Origin of the sequence: Mesorhizobium sp. M0626 (assembly GCF_040320665.1) — a bacterium.
Classification (GTDB): Bacteria; Pseudomonadota; Alphaproteobacteria; order Rhizobiales; family Rhizobiaceae; genus Mesorhizobium.
The window spans coordinates 80,858-101,877 of sequence record NZ_JAMYQD010000014.1 but is presented as its reverse complement, the minus strand read 5'-3'; the positions used below and the strand labels follow the sequence as shown (position 1 = coordinate 101,877).

Sequence of the window (21,020 nt, the reverse complement as noted above, 5' to 3'; positions counted from 1 at the left end):
TAGGAACAGGAGGTTGCCCATGCCAAAATTTCGCTTTGAGACGACAGTATCCGGCCAGACTACTGCTTTCCAGGAAGAGCTAGCGAGTGCGGAGATGGCCAGTCCAAGAGCAATAGAGATGGCGCGCGTAGCGGTGGCGGCGGAACCTGGGTCAGGAACCAAGCAATCGGGATCGACTATCAAGGTCTACGATGAAGCCGGATATCTGGTCGCCACAGTCAATTTTTCCGACGTGTTGCCGAGTGATCCGGACGCCGGACAGCATGGGACTGGCGACGCGGTTGTCGAAGAACCGGGTGTGATGCGGTCTGGCTGACCCGTGGTAGATCAGGGTTTCACGTTTCGCTCACGCGATCCCCGGCAGGGCAATTTGCTGAGATCGCGAGGTCCTCGGCCATCGTCGGATGCTAGAGCTGAGATTCGATCGGGAGGTGACGGACGAAGACCGCCAGGATACGGCGAAAAAATCCGGCTTCTGGTTCATGCGTATAGTCCTGAATCTTGCCTTCGCCGCATCCATGCCAATGCAGGACATTGTGTTTCAGTTCGAGCCGATAGCTTGTTTCCGGAGATATTTCCGATTGGAATCGATGCCGCAACTCGGCGACCAATTTCGGATCCTCAAACAGCACGCCCATTTCCGAGTTCAAGGACACTGACCGTGGATCGAAATTGAAGGAACCGACGAAGCCGATATTGTCGTCGACGGTGAAAGCTTTCGTATGCAGACTGGCGCCCTTCGAGCCAAACACCGAGATTGCCGAGCGCCGGTTGAACGGCTGAAGCTCGAAAATATTGACGCCATTCCTCAGCAGCCGCTTGCGATAATTTGCGTAAGCGCCATGGACTGCGGCGACGTCCGTGGCGGCCAGGGAATTGGTCAGAACCGAAACGTCAACACCGGCGCCGACAAGGTCCAGCAAGATCGCTGTGCCCCTTTTGCCGGGGATGAAATAGGGCGACACAATTTCCAGACACCCGCGCGTGGATTGGATGATCGGACGCAGCTCTTTCATAAGCCAGCTGCGACGTCTCCAACCACGAACCTTCTCCGGCGGATCGGAAATGACCCGCACGCCATCCACCCAATGAACGTCGTTGCTGGCCGCAATAAACTCCGTGATCGAGCCCCGGTTGCCGATGCCGTTCAAGAATTTGGGATCGGGGCCGGTATCGCTTCCTTCAAGCCATTTGGCATGCTCATGCTCAGCCACTGATCCCAAGGTTTTGATTGGCTTGGCTTCATTGCAAGCCCAGAAGGCATCGAATATCGCCGCGGTTTGCCGTACCGCAGGCCCCAGGAGCAGCAGATCGAGGTCCCGGAAATTGGTTTCTGCCGCATCGAAATAGGCATCGCCAACATTCCGACCGCCGACAATGGCAAATTTGTCGTCAACGATCCAAGCCTTGTTGTGCATCCGTCGTGTCAATGCAAAGAGCCGCAACAGCACTTCCACACCACGCATGATCCGGCCGCGCCTGATACCGCTCGGATTGAACAACTTCAATTCGATGTTTGGATGGTTGTTCAGCGCCAGATATGCCGCATCATTTTTACGCGGATTGACGTCGTCAAGGAGCATGCGCACCCGAACACCGCGCTCAGCAGCTCGAAAAACCTCGCGAAGCAGCAAGCGGCCGGTGTGATCATCATGCCAAAGGTAGTACATCAGGTCGAGGCTGCGCTCAGCGCTCCTTGCGGCCAGCACGCGCAGAGCGAAAGCGTCATAATTGTCCGAGACAAGCAGCAAGCCGCTCTTGCCGGTTTTGATGTTGTCGTCTGCGGTTCGCGAAAGTGATACGTCCATGAAAATTGCCACCTTTGGACGGCGCTCGCGCCATCCCGCTCAAATCATAGCTAGAACCATTCTGAGGTATTCTGGTTGCATACGCAGCCGTCCAATCACCCAATTCCTGGATGCAAGCGGGGCCCAGCAATCAAGCGGCTGCAGAGCGGTAAGGAGGCTTGAGAGGCGTTGCCCCGACTGCTCTGCTGCCGCCGCGGAACTTGCTTCTCCTGTAGTCCCAGCCCCTCACACCGTGAACTGTCAGCGAGAGCCCGATGGCGTGCGCCCCGCCGCGGCTCTTCGACGAGAATGACGTGGTCGTTGTTCTCACTGAAGCGCACGACCCTTTAAATTTAGATATCTCCATTATGCCGGAACCGGGTTCGGGTTTCCGAGTTAAGAAAATGCTCGCGACGGGCAATTTTCAACAGAGGAGACGGCACAATGCCCACTGCCAAGAAAGCCAATGGCAACAACAAGGACCTGGAGGACCTTTTCCTCGATGGCCTCAAAGACATCTACTATGCCGAGAAGAAAATTCTGAAAGCCTTGCCGAAGATGGCCAAAGGCGCATCCGAAGAGCAAGTTTCGGCAGCATTCGAGAAGCACCTCGCTGAAACCGAGGGGCAGGTCGAACGTCTGGAGGAGGTCTTCGAGATTCTCGGCGCTGCCGCGCGCGGCAAAACCTGCCCGGCGATCGACGGCATCCTGGAGGAAGGATCTGAAATCCTTCAGGAGTACAAGGGTTCGACTTCGCTCGATGCAGGGCTCGTCGGTGCCGCGCAAGCCGTGGAGCACTACGAGATCGCCAGGTATGGAACCCTGATCGCCTGGGCTACGACCCTCGGCAAGGATGACGTGGTTGCGCTCCTCAATGCGACACTTGAGGAGGAGAAGGCCACCGACGAGGCGTTGACTGCCCTCGGTGAAGCCGGCGTCAACGAACGAGCGGCAGAACGGAAAGCGGCTTGATTGATCGCCTACCGAACCGCCTCGGCGACCAATGTGCCGAGGCGGTCCCGGAGATGAAGGACATGATCACGCATATCTACAAAGGACTGGAAAGTTTCCTGCTTGAGTGTTCGGCCGCGCTGGTCAGGCGCCGCGCCCTTGGCGGTTCACGCAGCGATCCTCGGCAGCTGCGAGAACAGCGCAGAGATGAGTTCAGGGCCCGCAAAGTCGCCGAATGAGCGCCAAGATGGAGAGTCGGATGGGCTTCTTTGGAAAATATTTCTCAGGACTGTTGAGCAAGAAATCGACTGACGGCAAGGGGAGCGGCGATATGCGTAAAGCTACCGGCGCGGGTCCGGCGATTGCCGCGCATTCCAAAGATGCAAAGACATCCGCTGCTTCCGGTCAAAGCACCAATGCTTCGAGCAAAAATGCAGATGGACGATGACAAAAGGCAAGATTTGGCTACCGACCCTATGTCGCATCGAAGCGGCGCAAAGACGTTAAATCGTCGAGATGACCCGCATCGCAACCTTCAACGTCAATGGCGTCAACGGCCGACTGCCAGTGCTTCTCAAGTGGCTTGGCGAAACCGGCTATGACATCGTCTGCCTTCAAGAACTGAAGACCTCTGACGAAAAATTTCCCGTCGATGCGATTAGAAACGCCGGCTATGGCGCAATCTGGCACGGACAGAAGTCCTACAATGGCGTGGCAATCCTCGCTCGCGGGATTGAGCCGCTGGAACGTCGTCGAGGTCTGCCGGGCGATCCCGACGATTCGCACAGCCGCTACATCGAGGCAGATGTGAATGGGCTTGTTGTCGGCTGCCTGTATTTGCCCAATGGCAATCCAGCGCCGGGGCCGAAGTTCGACTACAAACTTCGCTGGTTCCGACGTTTGATCACCTATGGCCAGGTGCTGCTCGGCGATAGCTCACCGACCATCCTGTGCGGCGACTATAACGTCGTTCCAGGCCCGATCGACGCGGCGGTGCCGGGGCGCTGGGTTGGCGATGCCGTTTACTTCCCCGAGAGCCGGAGCGCGTACGCCGAAATGCTTGCTCAGGGCTGGTTCGATGCGGTTCGTCGCATTCATCCAGAAAAAGGAATTTACACCTATTGGAACTTCTCCTACCGCGGCGGGTACGATCGGAGTTCCGGGCTCCGGATGGACCATCTCTTGCTGAGTTCATCCCTATTGGATCGCCTGAAGAATGCCGGAGTAGATGCCGAAACGCGTGCATGGGACAAGCCGAGCGATCATGCGCCAGCCTGGATAGAACTTGATTGAGCTTCCTCGGCAAGGAGCCTGAAGACCTAGTGGCGCTCCTTCGTGATTACATTTCGCCGCGCATGTCTATCGTCAACAATGAGGACTGCCGGCGCCAAGCGATTCAAAGGACGCAATGATGACAAACACTCAAAAGGAAGCTGAACTGATTGCGCGCCTTGCACGCCAGCATGGCGTCACTGATGGCGCTGTCATGGCTGTCCTTGAGGCGTTGCGGCGTGGTGGTGGAACCATGGCCCAGTTCAGCCACGTCGACTTCGGAGGAATGTCACGATGGTCCTCCGGCATGACGATGGTCGGCGACATGTTCGATGACAGCCTCAAGGCGAAGCTCAACACTATCGCGGCGGAGCTCTCGGCCTACCTGCGCGAACATCCCGCCAAGCCACAACGCGACGACACGAATGTGAGCTATCGTTCTGCAGGTATGGCCCACGCCGGCTCATGGTGGCCTGAGGAGCTTGGGAGCCCGTCTGCCGCTGGTTCTCAAAACAATATGCGCTACGCAGCGTTTCCTGAGCGAAGCCGCCTGGTCATCGACGATCATGGAAAGACGGAGATTTATGACACAGGCGACCATCGCATATCCGGTGTTTCGCAGAGCCAGAGCACGGCCTCCACCCTGACCTTTGTCAGCCAGCACGGCGTGGTCCGCGTATCTGATCTCAAGCGCGTATCTGCGACGTAGGGCAGGCCGCTTCCATGCAGACAGTCACGCTCATCGGCTATCTCGCGACCGTCTGCTCGATGAGCAGTTTCACGCCGCAAGCCTGGAAAATCATCAGGACACGAGAGACAAGCGGCATCTCCGCACCGACGTATGCCATCACTGTGTTGGGGTTCGCCTTGTGGCTGGCCTTCGGCATCATGAAGGCAGAGTGGCCGATCATAATCACGAATGGCGTTTGTCTCCTGCTGTCAGCGTTCATTCTCACAATGACAGTCCTGCCGCAGGCTGAGAAAGAGGCGGTTGCCAAGGCTTTCGACCCCGACGACTAAATTAACGCTTCCAACTTTTCAGAAGCGGACCTTGGCTACCATATGCAGGATCCTTGCGCGGACGCCCCACCTTGGGGATGGTTGCGAGCGCATCGCTATGCTGATCCTTGCTCCTACATTCGTCATAAGTCCCAAATGGAGGATACGCGCCGACAACCAAAAAGTCATCGGATGCCGAGAGACATTGGTGCCCGGTGCCTGCCGGGAGGACCGCGACGTCGCCAGCCTTCAGCGACAGCGTTCGTCCTTTCTTGCCCCCAAACCGGACTTCAGCATTTCCGCGGGCAATGCCCAGAACCTCGTGTATTTGCGAATGATAGTGAACGTAATCATGGATGCCGTTTCGCCAGCTATCGCCCCATCCGTTTGCATCGAAAAGCACCTCCATGACGGCTGCTGGATCAAGTCCTTCGGGCAATTCGACGGCGCCTCGATAAACGACGAGCGCCCATGCTGGATGATTGGGTACAAGTCCATCATCCTTGAACCAGAACTCATTCGACTTTCGCTGCCTCACAAATCCGGCGACAGCTTGCTTGCGCGGTCTTGCGAAACCGGTGACGTTCTCGATCACTTTCTTGCTGGTTTCCAAAATGCTCATCGACGCTGCCTCTAAAGCAGAGGTTAGTTTAGCCGCTCGCTCAGAGCTCGACCTTTGCGTTGTCGCCCACATTCGGCTTGGCGCCGGTAACGGCCGCAAACACCATCGTTGCGGTAGCCATCATTAGCCCCGGGCTGTCCCACAATTCGCCTTCGTCGGGTTTGACCGTTATCAGACGAATCTCGGGATCATCGGCATTATCCCACCAGGCTGAGTCAGTTTTCTCCCAGAGCTCGGCGATCTTTTCCCTGTCATTTGTCACTGTGGCCGGGCCTGACATCGTGACGTATTTGTAGTGGCTGTTGTCACTCCAGGCCAATGTGACCTTTGGATAGGTCGACAGTTGCTCGCTCTTGGCGCTGTCGTCATTGACGAGGAAGTATATGGCGTTTTCTTCACGGACCACACGCGCAGATAGCGGACGGGCTCGATTGTACTCGCCGTCCCAGGTCACAAACATGCAGACGTCGATGTCCTCGGCGAGTTCCCAGATGCGGTCTGTTGCCTCGGCGGGCGTGAGGTCCGTCTGCTGCTCTCGGCGGTTAGCCATAAGCGTCCTCCTGCGGGTGAATATCCTCGCTTACAACTCACGTCCCGCCACGACGTTCCAACTCACTGGGTCCTTCGGCTTGCTAAAGCGGTGGAACTTTCGAAATTGCCGGAAGTTTGGATGGCAAACGCGAGGCCATGATGGCGGACAAGACGCTTCGAACATCAAGACGGACACCCGAGCAGGACGCTAAGGGTCAGTCGGAAAAGGACCACAAGGGCGGCGGAAACGATGGCGTCGCCAGCGCCGATCCGCGGGTGATCTCCGGCAAAAAAGACGGCGACGCGACATTCCCTGTCAAGGGACCGAAGAAATAGCTATGAGCCCATTAGTCGGGCATCTGGCGGTGTCATCGATGCGCGGAGACAATTGACGAACGGGCTGACATCATTTCGCGATGACACTTTGCTACCGTCACCGACGCGGATCACCTTCAACCCTCCGGAGTTCCATGGCCGCATGACGCGCATCCGCCTCAAGGCGCTAATGGCAGCCTGGAATCACGCGACCTTTGAAAAGAGAGCGACGTCGCATCTGGCCAAACCATAGCGCCATCGGTGATCGGTTGTGGCAACCCGGCTCTGGTAGAACAGTGAAAGCTGACTGCCATCGATCATCACTGTCGAGTGGCCGTTCTCGCCCGGTTGACCTGGCTCCAACACCGGGCCGATCGAAACGTAAGGGCCGCTGACCTCGTCGGCGATGGCAAAAAACACCCGTTGCCGGTTTCCCCGAAGGCCATTCGGAAGAAAGCAAGTGGCGTTGAGAAGCACCCGGCCGTCCGGCAGCTCGATCAGTTGCGCGCCCTCAATGCCCCATTCGTAGTCGGGATCATCTCTGGTGTTATGGTGGGGAACATCGTTGTGGTCGAGGATTTTGCCGATCCGCTTCCACGGACCGAACCACGAGTCGGACTGGCTACGTGCCAGATAGATGTCGGGCTGAGGCACCCTGGTGAATTTTGGCATAGCCGAATAAACCAGGTAGCGCCCACCGCCAATGACTGCTGGATGCGGATCGTAAATGCCGTCCTCTTCCGTGTCCGGGATGGCCAGAATGGCCGGACTGAGGACTACCCAATGGAACCCGTCGTTGGAAACCGCATGCTCGCAACGGCCACCCGACTTCATGAATTCTGTCTGGATGAACATGTGGAAGACGCCGCACTCGTGGGTCACACCGGGAGCCGCAACACCAGTACCGTTGATTGGAAGTTCGATCGGCTCATGCTCGGCCCACGGCCCATAAAGATCGGGCGCCGTGGCATGCAAGATTCTCCACGTCTCGGTGGTGACCGTGCCGCTTGACCCGAAGACGTGCCAGACACGGCCATCGAAGACAGGACACGGGTCCTTGAGATCATCCACGCTTTGCGGATGAAACAGTGGAAAAACGTTGGTTTCAAAGTTGATGTTCATGTCAGCCCCGGAATTCGCCTCGGCAGTCGGAGACGCGCAGAGATACAGGCGAATCATTGATGTTAGGCACATTCTATAGCCAACGAGTTCAACGCAAATACGGCAATGCCGCTGTCCACCAGCATTCGTCGTTCAACCACGCTTTCAGTGGCGGCCGGGTTCCGACAGCCGCCCTCGCCTCCGCACCCAGATCCCGCTTCGTGCGTGGACCAAGCGGGCGACCGGGCCTTCTTCATTTCAGTTGGAACAACTCACCTGATCGAAAGTTAGGAGCTGGAACTAAGTAGTTCTCTCCATTCGCGATTAACAAATGTTAATCGTAACATAAATAGTGTCACAGAGGGAGTATGTCAATGGAAGCGGCCTTTGGCGGGGTAACCGGCAGTCAATATGTTCGTCGCGAAAATATACTGGTTTGCTTCTCCCACTTACGATGGAATTTTGTTCACCAGCGTCCGCAGCATCTCCTCACTCTCGCATCCGCTCAGCAGAGAGTGGTCTACTTTGAAGAACCCGTTTTCGAAGAATTGCCGCAGCCGCTGATGCGGACGAGCGTGGGATCGGAAAACATTCTGATTGTCACACCAGTGCTGCCGCTTGGCACGTCGGCCGCGAAAGCAGATGCCGTCCAGCGGAGATTTGTGCAGCAGACCATCGCTTCTATGCCGCATAGCCGGCTGATCGCCTGGTACTACACCCCAATGGCTCTTCGCTTTACGGAATTCCTCGACCCAGACATATGCGTCTATGACTGCATGGACGAACTCTCTGCGTTCAGGAATGCGCCCCCCGAGCTGGGCCAGATGGAAAAGGAGCTTCTGCGTCGCGCGGATCTGGTTTTCACCGGTGGTCTAAGCTTGTTCGAGACCAAGCGTCACCTCCATCCCGCCATCGTTCCATTTCCGAGCAGCATCGATGTGAGGCACTTTCACACCGCAAGACGGCCAGGAAGGGACCCAGCCGACCAGGCGGGCATTCCTTCCCCGAGGGTTGGATATTTCGGCGTCATCGACGAGCGGCTGGACGTCGATCTCGTGGCGCTAGCGGCAAAGACAATGCCGGACGTGCATTTCGTCATGCTCGGTCCGGTTGTCAAGATCGACCCTGCAAGCCTGCCGCAAGCCGAAAACCTTCATTGGCTTGGCCCGAAAGCCTACTGCGATCTGCCCGACTATCTGCGCCATTGGGACGCCGGATGGATGCCGTTTGCCCTCAACGAGGCGACGCGTTTCATCAGCCCGACCAAGACGCCGGAATTTCTCGCGGCGGGTCTGCCGGTGATCTCGACGGCAATCGTCGACGTGGTGCGCAGTTACGGTGCTGCCGGGCTGGTGGAAATCGCCGACTGTGACGATCTGGAAATCAAGCTGCGCTCCGTCCTTTCGCGACCGCGTCAGATGCTCCTGCAGCAAGTCGATGCCTATCTTGCGGACATGTCCTGGGAACGGACATGGAATGCCATGGCAGCTCACATTGAGCGCGCCTACCAACGCAAGAAGGTCGTGCCCCTTCGCAGGAGTGCATAGCCATGTTCGATTGGCTGATCGTCGGCGCGGGTTTCGCCGGCAGTGTGCTTGCCGAACGGATAGCGTCGCAGCGTCAGGAAAGCGTTTTGCTGATCGATCGCCGCAGCCATGTGGGAGGCAACGCCTATGACTGCTACAATGAAGCCGGCATCCTCATCCATCGCTACGGCCCGCACATCTTCCACACCAACAGCCAAACGATCGTGGACCACCTTTCGCAGTTCACGCAATGGCGGCCGTACGAGCACAGGGTGTTGGCGGCCGTGGACGGGCAACTGGTTCCCATCCCAATCAATCTCGACACCATCAACCGGCTTTACGGGCTAGACCTGACCTCGGCACAGCTGGAGGATTTCTTCGCGTCGCGACGCGAAACGGTGGAGGATGTCCGAACGGCTGAGGACGTCGTCGTCAGCACCGTGGGGCGCGAGCTCTATGAAAAATTCTTCCGCGGCTACACAAGAAAGCAATGGGGCGTCGATCCCAGTCAGCTGAGCAAATCCGTGACGGCACGAGTGCCGACCAGGACCAACCGTGACGACCGCTATTTCAGCGACAGCTTCCAGAAAATGCCGGCCGGCGGGTACACGCGGATGTTCGAACGCATGCTCGATCATCCGAACATCAAGATCATGCTGCAGACCGACTTCCGTGAAATTCGTGAGAAGATACCGTTCAGGCGCATGGTTTATACCGGCCCGATCGATGAATATTTCGGCTGGCAGCTCGGGCACCTTCCGTATCGTTCGCTTCGTTTCGAGCACGTTACACTGGATTGCGAGCAATTTCAGCCGGTTGCCGTGGTCAATTATCCCCAGACGGAAGATTACACGCGCATTACCGAGTACAAACATCTGACCGGCCAGCAGAGTTCGCGGACCAGCCTGACCTACGAATACCCCACGGACATCGGGGACCCGTACTATCCCGTGCCCCGGCCCGAAAACGAAGTGCTCTACAAGCGCTATGAAGCGCTCGCGGCAAGCTGCCCAGACGTCTGGTTTGTCGGTCGGCTTGCAACTTACCGCTATTACAACATGGACCAGGTAGTCGGACAGGCTCTGGCCACTTTCTCGCGCATCCAAAAAAGCCTCCCGGCCTGGGCGCGCACGGACGAGCCGTTGTTGGCCGAGCCGAGAAGATAGTTTCTTTCAAGACGGAAGATCGGGCGGGTATCAGAAGGAGAAACTCGATGGATACAAACTTCAACTCGGAAAGCCGTGAGATATTTATCGTCGGCTTGCGCAACGCGCACGCCATGGAAAATCAAGCGCTGTCGATCATGAAGCCTCAGGTCGAGCGTATAGAGAACTATCCGGAGGTGGCCGATCGCTTGCGCCGGCACATTCAGGAAACCGAAGGCCAGATCACGAGACTCGAGTCCGTCCTGGAGGGCCTTGGCGAGGAGCACTCCACCCTCAAGGACACCGCCTTGTCGATGGTTGGCAGCGTGGCCGCCATTGGACATTCGATGGCCGGCGACGAGATCATCAAGAACAGCCTGGCGAATTTCGCATTCGAGAACTACGAGATTGCTGCCTACAATTCGCTGCTGGTACTGGCCGACGCTGGGGGCTTCCAGGATGCTGAAAGGGCCCTCAAGCAGAACCTGAACGAAGAGGAAGCCATGGCCAACTGGCTCAAGGAAAATCTGAGCGACGTTACCATGCGGTATGCCAGGCTGCGCGAGGCCGGGGCGACTGCAAAAAGCTGATGCACCGCACCGGCGCGGGCGGCGTTTCGAAACAGACGCTCGCCCGCCCCTCCCTCGTTTGAGGCCTCTTCAAGGCGTCGTGTCCGCCACGAGAAGAGCTTGCTGACGGGCCAGTTCATCTGCTGTGGGTTTGCGCAGGTGTCGCCTGCCGTCAGCCTGGATGACGGAAAACAAACCGACCTCGGCATGTCGCGAATTGTCCCAGCCCGGGTAGGCCGTTATCGGGTACAGGCAAATACCCTCGATCGGCGCTCCGAGACTGATTGCGGAACGCACCTCGTCGCAGACATAATGGAGCCAAGCCGGCCCGCCGGATCCCTCGGAGCCGGTCTCCGCAATGAACATCGGCTTGCCGTATCGATGAGCAACTTCTAGCAACATTTCCGACAGGGCGCGGTACTCGTGGTGTCCCATCGGAATCGTCGGCCCGTTTACGTACCATTGATTGTGCGGGTAAAAATTCAAGCCCACGACATCGACAACATCTTCGCTCCCGCCCAACTCAGGTTCGACGCGGCCCAGCAACATGTCGTAAGCTTCGAACTGCCCCTGTCGGGCGTTTTCGGCCCGGCGCCGTTCGCTGCGGGTTCGGTCGCGAGGGGCGATATGGATAAGCGGCTCGGCCCAGACAAATCTGCAGGCGGGGTCGATCTCCCGCATTGCACGAACACCCGCGATGGCGGCCTTCACGAGGTGCCGCTTGAACCATCCACGTTTGTTCGGCCCCACGCGCGGGAAATAGCCGACCTCGACAGCCCATGCGAAAAAGGAGATTTCGTTGATGGGACACAACAGAGGCGATGTTCCGGTGATCGAACGGTGTACCTTGACGGCTTCTGCCGCGAACGAGGCATAGGCGTCGATGAAATGCAGCGACCCCTGATCGACATGGTCCGGAGATCCGTAGTGGAAGATGTCCCAGATTACCTGAACACCTGCCGATCGGGCTGCCTCGACCATTGGCGCCCAACTTGACCAGTCATAGGCTCCGGGAGCGGTTTCGATCAAATGCCAACGCAGGCCGTCGCGGATGGTGCGAAGGCCGAGTTCGGCGCAGCCGCGGTAGTCGCCCAGGGCATGCAAATTATGCGAGGTCGCACGAATAAGATCGAGGCGAACGCCGTCCTTGCGCCGGTGCGAGGAGCATTCAAAGCCTGCCATGAAAAAACTGGCGAAGCGCGAAGCTTCCGGAACCGAGGCCTCCGTCTGGCGTCCCACTTCGCTCATTTTTCGAAGTCTCCTTTGGGCAATCGGCTTCGAACTCGGCCGCCTTGTCCGGACCGGGAACCGCGTTGGCGAAATACCGAATTCAGTCGGGCGCGCCCCATGTTCGTTGCTCAGTCCAGCTCGTCCTTGCGTGGCCGGGTAGTGCCGAACCCATTGGTAGAGCCTTTGTTCCGGTGGTGAACTGTCCGGGCGCCGCGTGCAAATGAGGAACAAGGAGGCCCGTCCCAAGTTCGGGGCGATGTACAGCCGCCGTCATCCACTCGAGCGGCTGCTCGGCAACAACAGAGGCATGGGATCACATGACCGTTCAGATTCGACTTTCCGAGATCGACCACGCCAGGCGCGAGGATCGTGGCGACGGCGCTTGGAGCATCGCACCGGACCTGGGTTACTTGCGGCTAGCAATCGTCAATGTCGTGTTCTTCGGCGCACCGGGCAGCGGAGATCGGAACTGGGTGCTGATCGATACCGGGTTGCCGACGTCTCGCAGCAGCATTCTAGCGGCCGCGGAAAAGCGGTTCGGCGTCAACGCACGGCCGGCTGCAATCATCCTGACCCATGGCCATTTCGACCATGTGGGAACGGTTCTAGAACTCGCAAATGGCTGGGACGTGCCTGTCTTCGCCCATCCACTCGAGCACCCCTATTTGGACGGCACCACATCCTATCCGCCACCGGATCCCTGGGTTGGGGGTGGACTGATGGCGCTGCTTTCACCGCTTTTTCCACGCGGGCCAATCGATCTTGGCAGCCGTTTGCAACCCTTGCCCGCCGATGGATCGATCCCCGGAATGCCCGGATGGCAATGGCTGCACACACCCGGACATGCCCCTGGGCATATCTCGCTCTGGCGCGAGCAAGACCGCTCGCTCATCGTAGGAGACGCTTTCATCACCACCGGTCAGGAGTCGGTCTATGAAGTCGCCATTCAGGATCTCGAGATGCACGGTCCGCCGCGCTATTTCACGCCAGACTGGGATGCAGCGGAAAGGTCCGTGAAGCATCTGGCTGCCTTGGGCCCCCAGATGGTCATCAGTGGGCACGGCGCGGCTGCTGCGGGAGTGGGCATGCGTCAGGCTCTCGACAACCTGGCTGAGCGGTTCAGGGTATTCGCCGTCCCGCCGAAATTGAAATTCGTGCGCGAGCCAGCGTCGCCGATAGCTAGGCCAATCGAGCCGCCATCGTTCTGAAATTATGGTCGGATTGGCCAACGCGGGACCATCGGACAGAGTAACTCGGTCCAGCGGAACAAACCCGGCCGGCGACAGTTGGGGCACTCGCTCAGGGGGCGACACCCTGCGAAGTGCCGCGAGGTTCCGCGCCATGGGGAGGCTCAGATGGAAACCCGATGAACGCATGCTTCTAACGCGCGTTCCCGCAAAGAGAGATTGCAGAACCGGTGTTGTTGCCATCCAGCCCTAAGTTGACACGCCAACTGCTCTGGATCCTCGGAGGCGCATTCTTGCCCGGTTGCGCGGGGGGAGTGCTCGATCCCCAAGGACCAATTGGCGTCGGCAATCGCACGATCCTTTTGAACTCGCTGGCGGTGATGCTGGTGATCGTTGTTCCCACGCTTGTTGCACTTCTGGCATTCGCCTGGAAGTTCCGCGCCTCGAACAGCAACGCCCGCTATAACCCGGAGTTCACCTATTCGGGACGCGTGGAGTTGATCGTCTGGTCGATCCCGACGCTCACCATCCTGTTCATTGGCGGGCTGATCTACTACGGATCGTATCAGCTCGATCCACGCAAACCGATCCCTTCTAGCCAGCCGCCGCTCGACATTCAGGTGGTGGCGCTCGACTGGAAATGGCTGTTCCTCTATCCCGAGCAGGGCGTGGGCGCTGTCAATCAACTGGTTATCCCCGCCGGTGTTCCAGTGCGTTTCAAGTTGACCTCGGCCAGCGTGATGAACACGTTCTTCGTGCCCCAGCTTGGCAGCATGGTCTACGTCATGAACGGCATGCAGACCGAATTGCATCTGCAGGCCGACCGCGAGGGCAGCTTTTTCGGCCAGTCGGCGCACTTCAGCGGCGACGGCTTCTCGGATATGAATTTCAGTGTGAGCGCGGTTTCAGCCGATGCCTTCACCCGCTGGGCGTCATCGCTGCGTGGCGGGGGCGGCGTGCTGAATGCCAACGCCTATCGCGAACTCGCCCGGCAAAGCACAAATGTGGCGCCGGCTTCCTTCGGTCATGTCCAGCCTGGGCTGTTCGAAGCGGTCGTTCAGCAGACGCTCGCACCGGGTCCGGGGCCTGCTGAGAGCGCAGCCAGCGGCGAGCCACAGGTGAGCCCAAGGGCATTACCCGCGGCGGCGGCAACGATGACCCATCATCCACAAGGCGCAGAATGACGATGCTGGGCAAGCTCGACTGGTCGGCCGTTCCTTTCGATCAACCCATCCCCCTCGGCGCAGCCCTTGGCGTCTTTCTGGCAGCAGCCGCCGTGCTTGGCTGGATAACGGTGAAGGGCTACTGGCCATATCTGTGGAGCGAGTGGATAAGCTCGGTCGACCACAAGCGCATCGGCGTGATGTACATTGTGCTGGCGATGCTCATGCTTCTTCGTGGTTTTATCGATGCTATCATGATGCGCACACAACAGGTGCTGGCGATTCACGGGCCGGGCTACCTCCCGCCGGAGCATTACGACCAGATCTTTTCCGCGCACGGCACGATCATGATCTTCTTCGCCGCGATGCCGTTCATGATCGGCCTGATGAATTTCGTCGTGCCGCTGCAGCTTGGCGTACGCGATGTCGCTTTTCCGACGCTCAATTCCGTCAGCTTCTGGCTGACGGCTTCCGGAGCCCTGCTGGTCAACATCTCGCTTGTGGTCGGCGAGTTCGCGCGCACCGGCTGGCTGCCCTATGCCCCTTTGTCGGAAACCGCCTACTCGCCGGGCGTCGGTGTCGATTATTATCTGTGGGCGATCCAGATCTCCGGCGTCGGCACGCTGCTCACCGGTGTCAACCTGGTGACGACCATCCTCAAGATGCGAGCGCCGGGAATGGGCTATCTGCGAATGCCGATGTTCTGCTGGACCTCGCTCGCGTCCAACCTGCTCATTGTCGCAGCCTTCCCGATCCTTACCGCCACGCTCGCAATGCTGACGCTGGACCGGTATCTCGGCTTCCACTTCTTCACCAACGAAGCTGGTGGAAATCAGATGATGTTCGTCAACCTGATCTGGGCGTGGGGCCATCCCGAAGTATACATCCTGGTGCTTCCCGCCTTCGGAATCTTTTCCGAGATTTTCTCGACTTTTTCATCGAAGCCGCTGTTCGGATACCGTTCGATGGTCGCGGCTACGATGTTCATCTGCATCGTCTCGTTCATGGTCTGGCTGCATCACTTCTTCACCATGGGTGCCGGAGCGGACGTTAATGCCGCCTTCGGCATCGCCACGTCGGTCATTGCCGTGGGAACCGGTGTGAAAATCTACAACTGGCTCTTCACCATGTATGGCGGGCGCGTTCGTTTCGACACGCCGATGCTTTGGGCACTGGCTTTCGTGACCACCTTCACCGTCGGCGGCATGACTGGCGTCCTGCTTGCCGTCCCGCCGGCCGACTTCGTGCTACACAATTCCCTTTTCCTCGTCGCGCATTTCCATAACGTCATCATCTCGGGCGTGTTGTTTGGAGCATTCGCCGGCTTCACCTACTGGTTCCCCAAGGCGTTCGGTTTCCGTTTGCACGAAGGCTGGGGAAAAGCGGCATTTTGGGTCACCTTGGCCGGCTACATGCTGGTCTTCGTACCGCTCTATATCGTCGGTCTGCTCGGCATGACGCGGCGCCTGCAACATATCGATATGGACCTTTGGGCACCGTGGCTGGTGGTGGCCGCTTTCGGAGTGGTGGTGATGATCGCCGGCGCGGCGCTGCAGATCACACAGCTTTTCGTTTCGATCCGGCATCGCGACAAGTTTCGCGACGAAACCGGCGACCCGTGGGACGGGCGTTCGCTGGAGTGGTCGACATCTTCCCCTCCTCCTGTCTTCAATTATGCACGGCTGCCTCACGTGGAAGACGAAGAGCCCTACTGGAGCATCAAGCAACGAGGGATCGAACAGAGCTCGGACGAGGAAAAGGCATATGAGCCGATCGAGATGCCTCGCAACAGCCCGACTGGCTTCGTCACCGCCTTCTTCAGCACACTGATCGGCTTCGCGCTGATCTGGCATATATGGTGGCTGGCGATCGTCGGCTTCATCGGCGCCTACGCAACCTTCGTCGTATTCGCCTGGCGCGATCATGGAGACTACGAGATCCCTGTCGACGAGGTCGCCCGCATCGACCATGACCACAAGGCAGCCCAGTTTGCCCGGTTGCGCGGGTGGGAGCGCCCGGCATGAGCGATCACGCATTCTCCGGCGACATCAGCGCCGGCACCCAGGCACGGGACCCGTATCGGCTTAATCACACCGGTCGGCATGCGGTGCGCTCTGCGACGGGCCACGGAGAAGGCGGCCCGGCCTCAAAGTTCGTCACGGTGACCTACGGCTTCTGGATCTTTCTCCTGTCCGACATCATCATGTTCTCGGCATTTTTCGCCGCCTACGCCGTGCTGGCCAAGGCAACCGCCGGCGGACCGACAGGCAAGGATCTGTTCGAACCGACACGGGTTGCGGTCCAGACGGGCCTTCTGCTCACTTCGAGCTTCACCGGCGGCGTGGCAACACTCGCCACCCGTCGCAGATCAATGGCTGCCACGCAGTTCTGGCTTCTCGTCACGGGGTTGCTCGGGGCAGCGTTCCTGTTCCTGGAACTACAGGAGTTCGCGGCAATGATCGGCGAGCAGGCAGGCCCCTCGCGCAGCGCATTTCTTTCTGCCTTCTTTGCGCTCGTTGGCTGCCACGGTGCCCATGTCGGTCTCGGCCTGCTCTGGCTGGGAACGATGATGGCGCAGCTGTGGGTCAAGGGCTTTCGGCCCGACATTTTGCGGCGGCTCCACTGCTTCGGGCTCTTCTGGCACGCCCTCGACATCATCTGGGTTGCCATCTTCACCCTGGTCTATCTGCTGGGAGCATCGTCATGACCGAGATCGAGAGCAAGACCGGCGAGTTGCAGGACCGCCGCGATTCAGCGCCGGGCGAGGAACACATAAGCGAGCACGAAACCGCTGGGGGCCTCTCGGGCTATGTGCTCGGCTTCGGCCTGGCCATTCTGCTCACGATCGCGTCATTCCTGGCGGCGCGAACCGATCTGATTTACCAGCCCGCGGTCATCTCGGCCCTGGTGGTGCTCGCTGTTGCGCAGATGGGCGTTCATCTTGTCTTCTTTCTGCACCTGACCACCGGGCCGGATAACACCAACAACATCCTGGCCCTGGCCTTCGGCGTGCTGATCGTCGCGCTGGTGGTTCTGGGCTCTATCTGGATCATGGCCCATCTGAATGAAAACATGGCTGCCATGACACCCCATCAAGCCGGAACCATGCCTTGAACGCTCCCCGCGAACGCACGGCCGCCCGCAGCGCCATTCGCACGGATGGCCCCAGGAGACAAAAGGCTCGTCAGATCTCGTGCTTTGGCTGGGCTGCGCGTAGGGCATCAAGCGCTAAGCGAACCGCATCGATGCCTGAGACGCTGGGCTGGATAGGCCTGAAAATCAGGCGGCCGTTCCGGTAGTCCAGGCCCAACGCCTTGCTGTTCCGCCATTGGGACGCCGACGGCTTGTTCCGAGGGGTGATCGCGATGGCCTCGGGACCGACATCGACTTTGCCGACGCCCAATTCCGACGCTGCTATTCGCAACCTGGTAAATTCCAGCAAAAGGGCTACTTCGCCAGGCATGTCTCCAAAGCGGTCCTCGAGCTCTTCGCTGAATGTATCGAGGTCCGGCTCCGAACGGATGCGGGAGAGCCGCGCATAGAGGCCAACGCGCACCGTAGGCTCGTCGACATAGCTCTCGGGAAAAGCCCCCTTTCCCGAGCCATTGATCTCGGCAAGTTGCTTGCTGAAGTTGGCCCCTCCGCCAGCCGCCGAGACCGCCCGCTCCAGCAAGTGCTCGTACAAGCCCACTCCGATCAGCTTCATATGCCCGGCCTGGTCTTCGCCGAAAAGATCTCCGGCGCCACGCAGGTCGAGGTCTCTTTGACTGATTGCCAGGCCGGAGCCGAGCCGATCGAGCGCAAGCATCGTCGAAAGCCGCGCCCTGGTGCCGTCGGCCAGTTCAACGCCAGGCTGGGTCAGAAGAAACGCAACGGCCTGCACCGCCCCCCTTCCGACCCGGCCCCGCAACTGGTGCAACTGCGCCAGACCGAACCGGTCGGGGCGCCAAACGATGATGGTGTTGGCCCGCGGCACATCGAGGCCGCTCTCGATGATGTCGGTGCTCAACAAAATGTCGCCATCACCGTCGGCGAATCCGACCATGACTTCGTCCAGCTGTCTCCCCTTCATTTCACCATGCGCCGTCTTGACCCCGAGTTCCGGCACCAGTCTGTTCAGCTGGTCACAGGCCGGGGCAATATCCTCGATCCGCGGGACCACGAAGAAGCTCTGTCCACCCCGGTGAAATTCACGCAGGAGGGCCGCGCGCACCGATGCTGGATCGAAAGCTGCCAAGATCGTGCGAACGGGACGTCGTTTGGCGGGCGGAGAGTTTAGAACGCTGACGTCCTGGATGCCCGACAACGCCGATTGCAGCGTCCGGGGTATCGGTGTGGCGCTCATGCTCAGCGTATGGAGGCGAGGCGTCATGGTCCGCAGGGCCCGCTTCAACTTGACCCCGAACCGGTGCTCCTCGTCGATCACCAGCAGTCCAAGATTGGCGAAGGTGACGCTCCTGGACGCCAGGGCCTGAGTACCCACAACGACCGCAACCTGGCCGCTCCGCAGACCCTCTTTTGCCGCTCTCGCCTCCGCTGCCCCGACCATCCTAGAAAGGTGGGCGACCTGCAGGCCGGTTCCTGCGAAGCGGCGGCTGAACGTCTCATAGTGCTGTCGTGCCAACACCGTTGTCGGCGCTATGATAGCAACCTGTTTCCCGCAGAAAGCCGCGGCGGCGCAAGCACGCAGGGCGACCTCTGTCTTGCCGAAGCCGACATCGCCGCAGACGAGCCGGTTCATTGTTCTTCCCGACGAAAGATCATCGAGCACAGCGCGGATGGCGGCCGCTTGGTCGGGCGTCTCCGTATAGGGAAATCTCGCCGCAAAACGGGCCAAGTCCGTGCGGGAGGGCTTTATGATCTCGGCAGGCTGGCTGGACCTGATTTTGGCAAGACTCAAGAGGCGTTTGGCCAGCCTGTCGATCTCGCGCAACGCAGCTTCGCGTCGCTTCGGCCAGCCCTCGCCTTTGAGGCGATCAAGCGACACTGCCTCCGGTTCCGAGCCGTAGCGCCATATTCGTCCAAAGTCGTCGACCGGAACCAGCAAGGAAGCCCCGCCATGATATTCCAGTCTGACGACATCCTGTTGCTGGCCAGCCAACTCGACCTGTTCGACCGCGGCGAGCACGCCCAGGCCATGGTCTTCATGGACGACGACATCGCCAATGCGCAACTCGGGTTCGAGTATGCCCGTGGTCGCGCTCCCGCTCGCCTTTAACGCGGGCCCAAACAGGTCGGATGCGGCCACCACGGCGATATTGGATTGCGCGTCGACAAACCCTTCGTCGAGGACGAATTCAGCCTTGAGAACAGAGCCCCTCGCGGCCGAAAGGATTTGCGGCAAGTCGGCCGCTTCCTCTGCCCGCCGGCCTAGTCTCCTATCGAGCAGGCGATCTGCTCGCTGCAGTTCAGAGGCATCGCCGGTGAACACTACTCTGACTCCGGCACTCGTCTGCCCTCTGATGAATTCCGCGAAATCATGCCCGGGTCGGGCCTGGCGGAAGAATTTGGGAACTCCCACGGCAGAAACGGCTAGTCTCACGCAGCAGCGGTTAAGCAGAGCAGCGTCCCACTCTTCACGGGATAGGTAAAATCGTCCCGGCAAAGGTTTTTTCGTTCCGGCTGCCTCCTGCCTGGCACGACGTGCATCCTCGACCAGATCCAGAATTCTGCCGAGCGGCTGCCCGTCGGTCCCTTCAAGGAAGGAGATCGAAGCGCTGGATGCCGCATCGAAGACGGATGGCATAGCGCCATACGATGCGACCAGGCGCTCCTCCATCGACGTCGTGCGCATCGCTGTCAACTCAGGATGCTCACCAGCTTTAAAGATCAGCTCGGATGCCGGTCCGACCGTAATCGAGTCTCGAACCTGATCGCTGAGCTGACTGAGCGGGTCGTAGGTCTTGAGCTGCCGGATGCAGGCATCGGGATCAACGATGACGCGAACGGGGCCATCCGCGCCAGCAGGGAAAATATCGATGAGATCGCCCCGAAAGGCTATCTCACCCGGTTCGTCGACCCTCTCGTCGACGACATAGCCAATGGCTTCGGACCAGGTTCTAAAATCGTCACGGTCGAGCTTTTGTCCCACCTCCAGAATTGTGAAACCGCCAGCGATGACCGGAGCAGGCGGCACCCGCTGCAGAATGGCTTCGAGCGACATTACAGCGATGCGCGGGCGATCCGGCTTCGTTGCGATCTCACGCAACGCACGAAGCCTTCGCCCCATATTGGCGCGTGTGGGCCATACCCTGTCGTAGGGCAGACAATCCCAAGACGGCAGCAAGATGATATCCGCGTCAGGCAGGAACTGACGCAAGGCGCCGGCGATCTCCTCGGCACTGCGTTCCGAGGGAGCTATATGGATGATGTGTTTGTCCCGACTGGTCTCCAGGCCACGGGCCAGCGCTACCGCGATTGCTGAGGATGGCGGTCCGCCGTGCCCTATCGCAAACCCGCTGTCATCCGTGTGATCGATTTGCTCGACATCCGTCCGCGAAATATGCCTGTTCACTGAAATCTCACCTTGCCATTGAGACAACGTCAGCGGAGCCACCCCGTTCCTGGCGGCGCATCAAAGAGTTCCAGGACGGGCTGCGGGTGCAGCCCTTGAAAGGGCGGA

22 protein-coding genes are annotated in these 21,020 nt (G+C 59.2%); 16 read left to right on the top strand and 6 right to left on the bottom strand.

Annotated features, from left to right (window positions below):
* The first annotated feature begins 19 nt into the window (after nt 1-19).
* Nucleotides 20-316, top strand: a complete 297-nt coding sequence (locus tag NKI37_RS19145; protein ID WP_023752158.1) for a hypothetical protein — start codon at nt 20-22, stop codon at nt 314-316.
* A gap of 91 nt (nt 317-407) precedes the next feature.
* Here NKI37_RS19145 and NKI37_RS19140 read toward each other — a convergent pair whose 3' ends face one another.
* Entirely contained in the window at nt 408-1,808 is a 1,401-nt protein-coding gene (locus NKI37_RS19140; RefSeq protein WP_023725501.1) for a phospholipase D family protein, read from the bottom strand.
* A gap of 423 nt (nt 1,809-2,231) precedes the next feature.
* Between NKI37_RS19140 and NKI37_RS19135 the strand changes: the two genes are divergently transcribed.
* The 6 genes from NKI37_RS19135 to NKI37_RS19110 all read left to right on the top strand — a co-directional run bounded on the left by NKI37_RS19135 (nt 2,232) and on the right by NKI37_RS19110 (nt 5,030).
* Nucleotides 2,232-2,759 carry a YciE/YciF ferroxidase family protein gene (locus tag NKI37_RS19135; RefSeq protein ID WP_023681150.1) on the top strand — a complete coding sequence of 176 codons (528 nt, stop codon included), beginning with the start codon at nt 2,232-2,234 and terminating at the stop codon, nt 2,757-2,759.
* 53 nt (nt 2,760-2,812) lie between these two features.
* Entirely contained in the window at nt 2,813-2,977 is a 165-nt protein-coding gene (locus tag NKI37_RS19130) for a hypothetical protein (protein WP_352787386.1), read from the top strand.
* Nucleotides 2,974-3,186: a hypothetical protein gene (locus tag NKI37_RS19125; protein WP_245259911.1), complete on the top strand. Its 213-nt coding sequence runs from the start codon at nt 2,974-2,976 to the stop codon at nt 3,184-3,186. Before NKI37_RS19130 ends, NKI37_RS19125 begins: the two co-directional genes overlap by 4 nt.
* A gap of 68 nt (nt 3,187-3,254) precedes the next feature.
* Nucleotides 3,255-4,031 carry an exodeoxyribonuclease III gene (xth, locus tag NKI37_RS19120; protein ID WP_023668041.1) on the top strand — a complete coding sequence of 259 codons (777 nt, stop codon included), beginning with the start codon at nt 3,255-3,257 and terminating at the stop codon, nt 4,029-4,031.
* 118 nt (nt 4,032-4,149) lie between these two features.
* Nucleotides 4,150-4,719 (top strand): hypothetical protein, encoded by a 570-nt coding sequence (locus NKI37_RS19115; protein ID WP_352787389.1) that lies wholly within the window; start codon nt 4,150-4,152, stop codon nt 4,717-4,719.
* Between the two features lie 14 nt (nt 4,720-4,733).
* Complete coding sequence (locus NKI37_RS19110) at nt 4,734-5,030, top strand: SemiSWEET family sugar transporter (RefSeq protein WP_023712197.1); 297 nt, start codon at nt 4,734-4,736, stop codon at nt 5,028-5,030.
* A 1-nt stretch (nt 5,031) separates the two neighbouring features.
* On the opposite strand, the gene NKI37_RS19105 is transcribed toward NKI37_RS19110, so the two are convergent.
* Complete coding sequence (locus tag NKI37_RS19105) at nt 5,032-5,631, bottom strand: cupin (RefSeq protein WP_352787392.1); 600 nt, start codon at nt 5,629-5,631, stop codon at nt 5,032-5,034.
* Nucleotides 5,632-5,671: 40 nt separating this feature from the next.
* A complete protein-coding gene (locus NKI37_RS19100) occupies nt 5,672-6,181 on the bottom strand; it encodes a pyridoxamine 5'-phosphate oxidase family protein (protein ID WP_352787394.1) in 510 nt (169 codons plus the stop codon).
* A 140-nt stretch (nt 6,182-6,321) separates the two neighbouring features.
* Here NKI37_RS19100 and NKI37_RS19095 point away from each other — a divergent pair, with 140 nt between their 5' ends.
* Entirely contained in the window at nt 6,322-6,498 is a 177-nt protein-coding gene (locus tag NKI37_RS19095) for a hypothetical protein (RefSeq protein ID WP_155922451.1), read from the top strand.
* 183 nt (nt 6,499-6,681) lie between these two features.
* On the opposite strand, the gene NKI37_RS19090 is transcribed toward NKI37_RS19095, so the two are convergent.
* Nucleotides 6,682-7,599: a glycoside hydrolase family protein gene (locus NKI37_RS19090; protein WP_023700021.1), complete on the bottom strand. Its 918-nt coding sequence runs from the start codon at nt 7,597-7,599 to the stop codon at nt 6,682-6,684.
* A 353-nt stretch (nt 7,600-7,952) separates the two neighbouring features.
* On the opposite strand from NKI37_RS19090, the gene NKI37_RS19085 reads away from it, so the two are divergent.
* The 3 genes from NKI37_RS19085 to NKI37_RS19075 are packed head-to-tail and all read left to right on the top strand — an operon-like array spanning nt 7,953 to nt 10,839.
* The gene (locus tag NKI37_RS19085; RefSeq protein WP_352787396.1) at nt 7,953-9,125 is read left to right on the top strand and encodes a glycosyltransferase family protein; all 1,173 of its coding nucleotides are present in this window, start codon (nt 7,953-7,955) and stop codon (nt 9,123-9,125) included.
* Between the two features lie 2 nt (nt 9,126-9,127).
* A complete protein-coding gene (gene glf / locus NKI37_RS19080; protein ID WP_023668033.1) occupies nt 9,128-10,270 on the top strand; it encodes a UDP-galactopyranose mutase in 1,143 nt (380 codons plus the stop codon).
* 47 nt (nt 10,271-10,317) lie between these two features.
* Nucleotides 10,318-10,839 carry a ferritin-like domain-containing protein gene (locus NKI37_RS19075; protein WP_023687824.1) on the top strand — a complete coding sequence of 174 codons (522 nt, stop codon included), beginning with the start codon at nt 10,318-10,320 and terminating at the stop codon, nt 10,837-10,839.
* Nucleotides 10,840-10,908: 69 nt separating this feature from the next.
* Here the strand turns inward: NKI37_RS19075 and NKI37_RS19070 are convergent, their stop codons facing one another.
* The gene (locus NKI37_RS19070; RefSeq protein ID WP_352597026.1) at nt 10,909-12,066 is read right to left on the bottom strand and encodes a beta-glucosidase; all 1,158 of its coding nucleotides are present in this window, start codon (nt 12,064-12,066) and stop codon (nt 10,909-10,911) included.
* A 299-nt stretch (nt 12,067-12,365) separates the two neighbouring features.
* On the opposite strand from NKI37_RS19070, the gene NKI37_RS19065 reads away from it, so the two are divergent.
* From NKI37_RS19065 to cyoD, 5 genes are all read left to right on the top strand, one after another.
* The gene (locus NKI37_RS19065; protein ID WP_023681137.1) at nt 12,366-13,256 is read left to right on the top strand and encodes an MBL fold metallo-hydrolase; all 891 of its coding nucleotides are present in this window, start codon (nt 12,366-12,368) and stop codon (nt 13,254-13,256) included.
* A 197-nt stretch (nt 13,257-13,453) separates the two neighbouring features.
* The gene (cyoA, locus tag NKI37_RS19060; protein WP_023729508.1) at nt 13,454-14,419 is read left to right on the top strand and encodes a ubiquinol oxidase subunit II; all 966 of its coding nucleotides are present in this window, start codon (nt 13,454-13,456) and stop codon (nt 14,417-14,419) included.
* A gap of 2 nt (nt 14,420-14,421) precedes the next feature.
* Nucleotides 14,422-16,422, top strand: a complete 2,001-nt coding sequence (gene cyoB, locus NKI37_RS19055; RefSeq protein WP_023681135.1) for a cytochrome o ubiquinol oxidase subunit I — start codon at nt 14,422-14,424, stop codon at nt 16,420-16,422.
* Nucleotides 16,419-17,105, top strand: coding sequence for a cytochrome (ubi)quinol oxidase subunit III (locus NKI37_RS19050; protein ID WP_023681134.1), 687 nt, complete (start codon nt 16,419-16,421; stop codon nt 17,103-17,105). Before cyoB ends, NKI37_RS19050 begins: the two co-directional genes overlap by 4 nt.
* Complete coding sequence (gene cyoD, locus NKI37_RS19045) at nt 17,102-17,512, top strand: cytochrome o ubiquinol oxidase subunit IV (RefSeq protein ID WP_023712206.1); 411 nt, start codon at nt 17,102-17,104, stop codon at nt 17,510-17,512. The genes NKI37_RS19050 and cyoD overlap by 4 nt, the downstream gene beginning before the upstream one ends.
* 70 nt (nt 17,513-17,582) lie before the next feature.
* Here cyoD and NKI37_RS19040 read toward each other — a convergent pair whose 3' ends face one another.
* Nucleotides 17,583-20,954, bottom strand: coding sequence for a DEAD/DEAH box helicase (locus NKI37_RS19040; RefSeq protein ID WP_352794534.1), 3,372 nt, complete (start codon nt 20,952-20,954; stop codon nt 17,583-17,585).
* Between the last annotated feature and the right edge of the window lie 66 nt (nt 20,955-21,020).

What these genes read in the sequence shown, in the direction of transcription:
- NKI37_RS19105 (WP_352787392.1), bottom strand. Translation starts at nt 5,631, where the DNA reads ATGAGCATTTTGGAAACCAGCAAGAAAGTGATCGAGAACGTCACCGGT.
- NKI37_RS19130 (WP_352787386.1), top strand. Translation starts at nt 2,813, where the DNA reads ATGAAGGACATGATCACGCATATCTACAAAGGACTGGAAAGTTTCCTG.
- xth (WP_023668041.1), top strand. Translation starts at nt 3,255, where the DNA reads ATGACCCGCATCGCAACCTTCAACGTCAATGGCGTCAACGGCCGACTG.
- NKI37_RS19110 (WP_023712197.1), top strand. Translation starts at nt 4,734, where the DNA reads ATGCAGACAGTCACGCTCATCGGCTATCTCGCGACCGTCTGCTCGATG.
- cyoB (WP_023681135.1), top strand. Translation starts at nt 14,422, where the DNA reads ATGCTGGGCAAGCTCGACTGGTCGGCCGTTCCTTTCGATCAACCCATC.
- NKI37_RS19125 (WP_245259911.1), top strand. Translation starts at nt 2,974, where the DNA reads ATGAGCGCCAAGATGGAGAGTCGGATGGGCTTCTTTGGAAAATATTTC.
- NKI37_RS19140 (WP_023725501.1), bottom strand. Translation starts at nt 1,808, where the DNA reads ATGGACGTATCACTTTCGCGAACCGCAGACGACAACATCAAAACCGGC.
- NKI37_RS19095 (WP_155922451.1), top strand. Translation starts at nt 6,322, where the DNA reads ATGGCGGACAAGACGCTTCGAACATCAAGACGGACACCCGAGCAGGAC.
- NKI37_RS19100 (WP_352787394.1), bottom strand. Translation starts at nt 6,181, where the DNA reads ATGGCTAACCGCCGAGAGCAGCAGACGGACCTCACGCCCGCCGAGGCA.
- cyoD (WP_023712206.1), top strand. Translation starts at nt 17,102, where the DNA reads ATGACCGAGATCGAGAGCAAGACCGGCGAGTTGCAGGACCGCCGCGAT.
- NKI37_RS19070 (WP_352597026.1), bottom strand. Translation starts at nt 12,066, where the DNA reads ATGAGCGAAGTGGGACGCCAGACGGAGGCCTCGGTTCCGGAAGCTTCG.
- NKI37_RS19075 (WP_023687824.1), top strand. Translation starts at nt 10,318, where the DNA reads ATGGATACAAACTTCAACTCGGAAAGCCGTGAGATATTTATCGTCGGC.
- NKI37_RS19145 (WP_023752158.1), top strand. Translation starts at nt 20, where the DNA reads ATGCCAAAATTTCGCTTTGAGACGACAGTATCCGGCCAGACTACTGCT.
- NKI37_RS19085 (WP_352787396.1), top strand. Translation starts at nt 7,953, where the DNA reads ATGGAAGCGGCCTTTGGCGGGGTAACCGGCAGTCAATATGTTCGTCGC.
- NKI37_RS19090 (WP_023700021.1), bottom strand. Translation starts at nt 7,599, where the DNA reads ATGAACATCAACTTTGAAACCAACGTTTTTCCACTGTTTCATCCGCAA.
- NKI37_RS19115 (WP_352787389.1), top strand. Translation starts at nt 4,150, where the DNA reads ATGACAAACACTCAAAAGGAAGCTGAACTGATTGCGCGCCTTGCACGC.
- glf (WP_023668033.1), top strand. Translation starts at nt 9,128, where the DNA reads ATGTTCGATTGGCTGATCGTCGGCGCGGGTTTCGCCGGCAGTGTGCTT.
- NKI37_RS19050 (WP_023681134.1), top strand. Translation starts at nt 16,419, where the DNA reads ATGAGCGATCACGCATTCTCCGGCGACATCAGCGCCGGCACCCAGGCA.
- NKI37_RS19065 (WP_023681137.1), top strand. Translation starts at nt 12,366, where the DNA reads ATGACCGTTCAGATTCGACTTTCCGAGATCGACCACGCCAGGCGCGAG.
- NKI37_RS19135 (WP_023681150.1), top strand. Translation starts at nt 2,232, where the DNA reads ATGCCCACTGCCAAGAAAGCCAATGGCAACAACAAGGACCTGGAGGAC.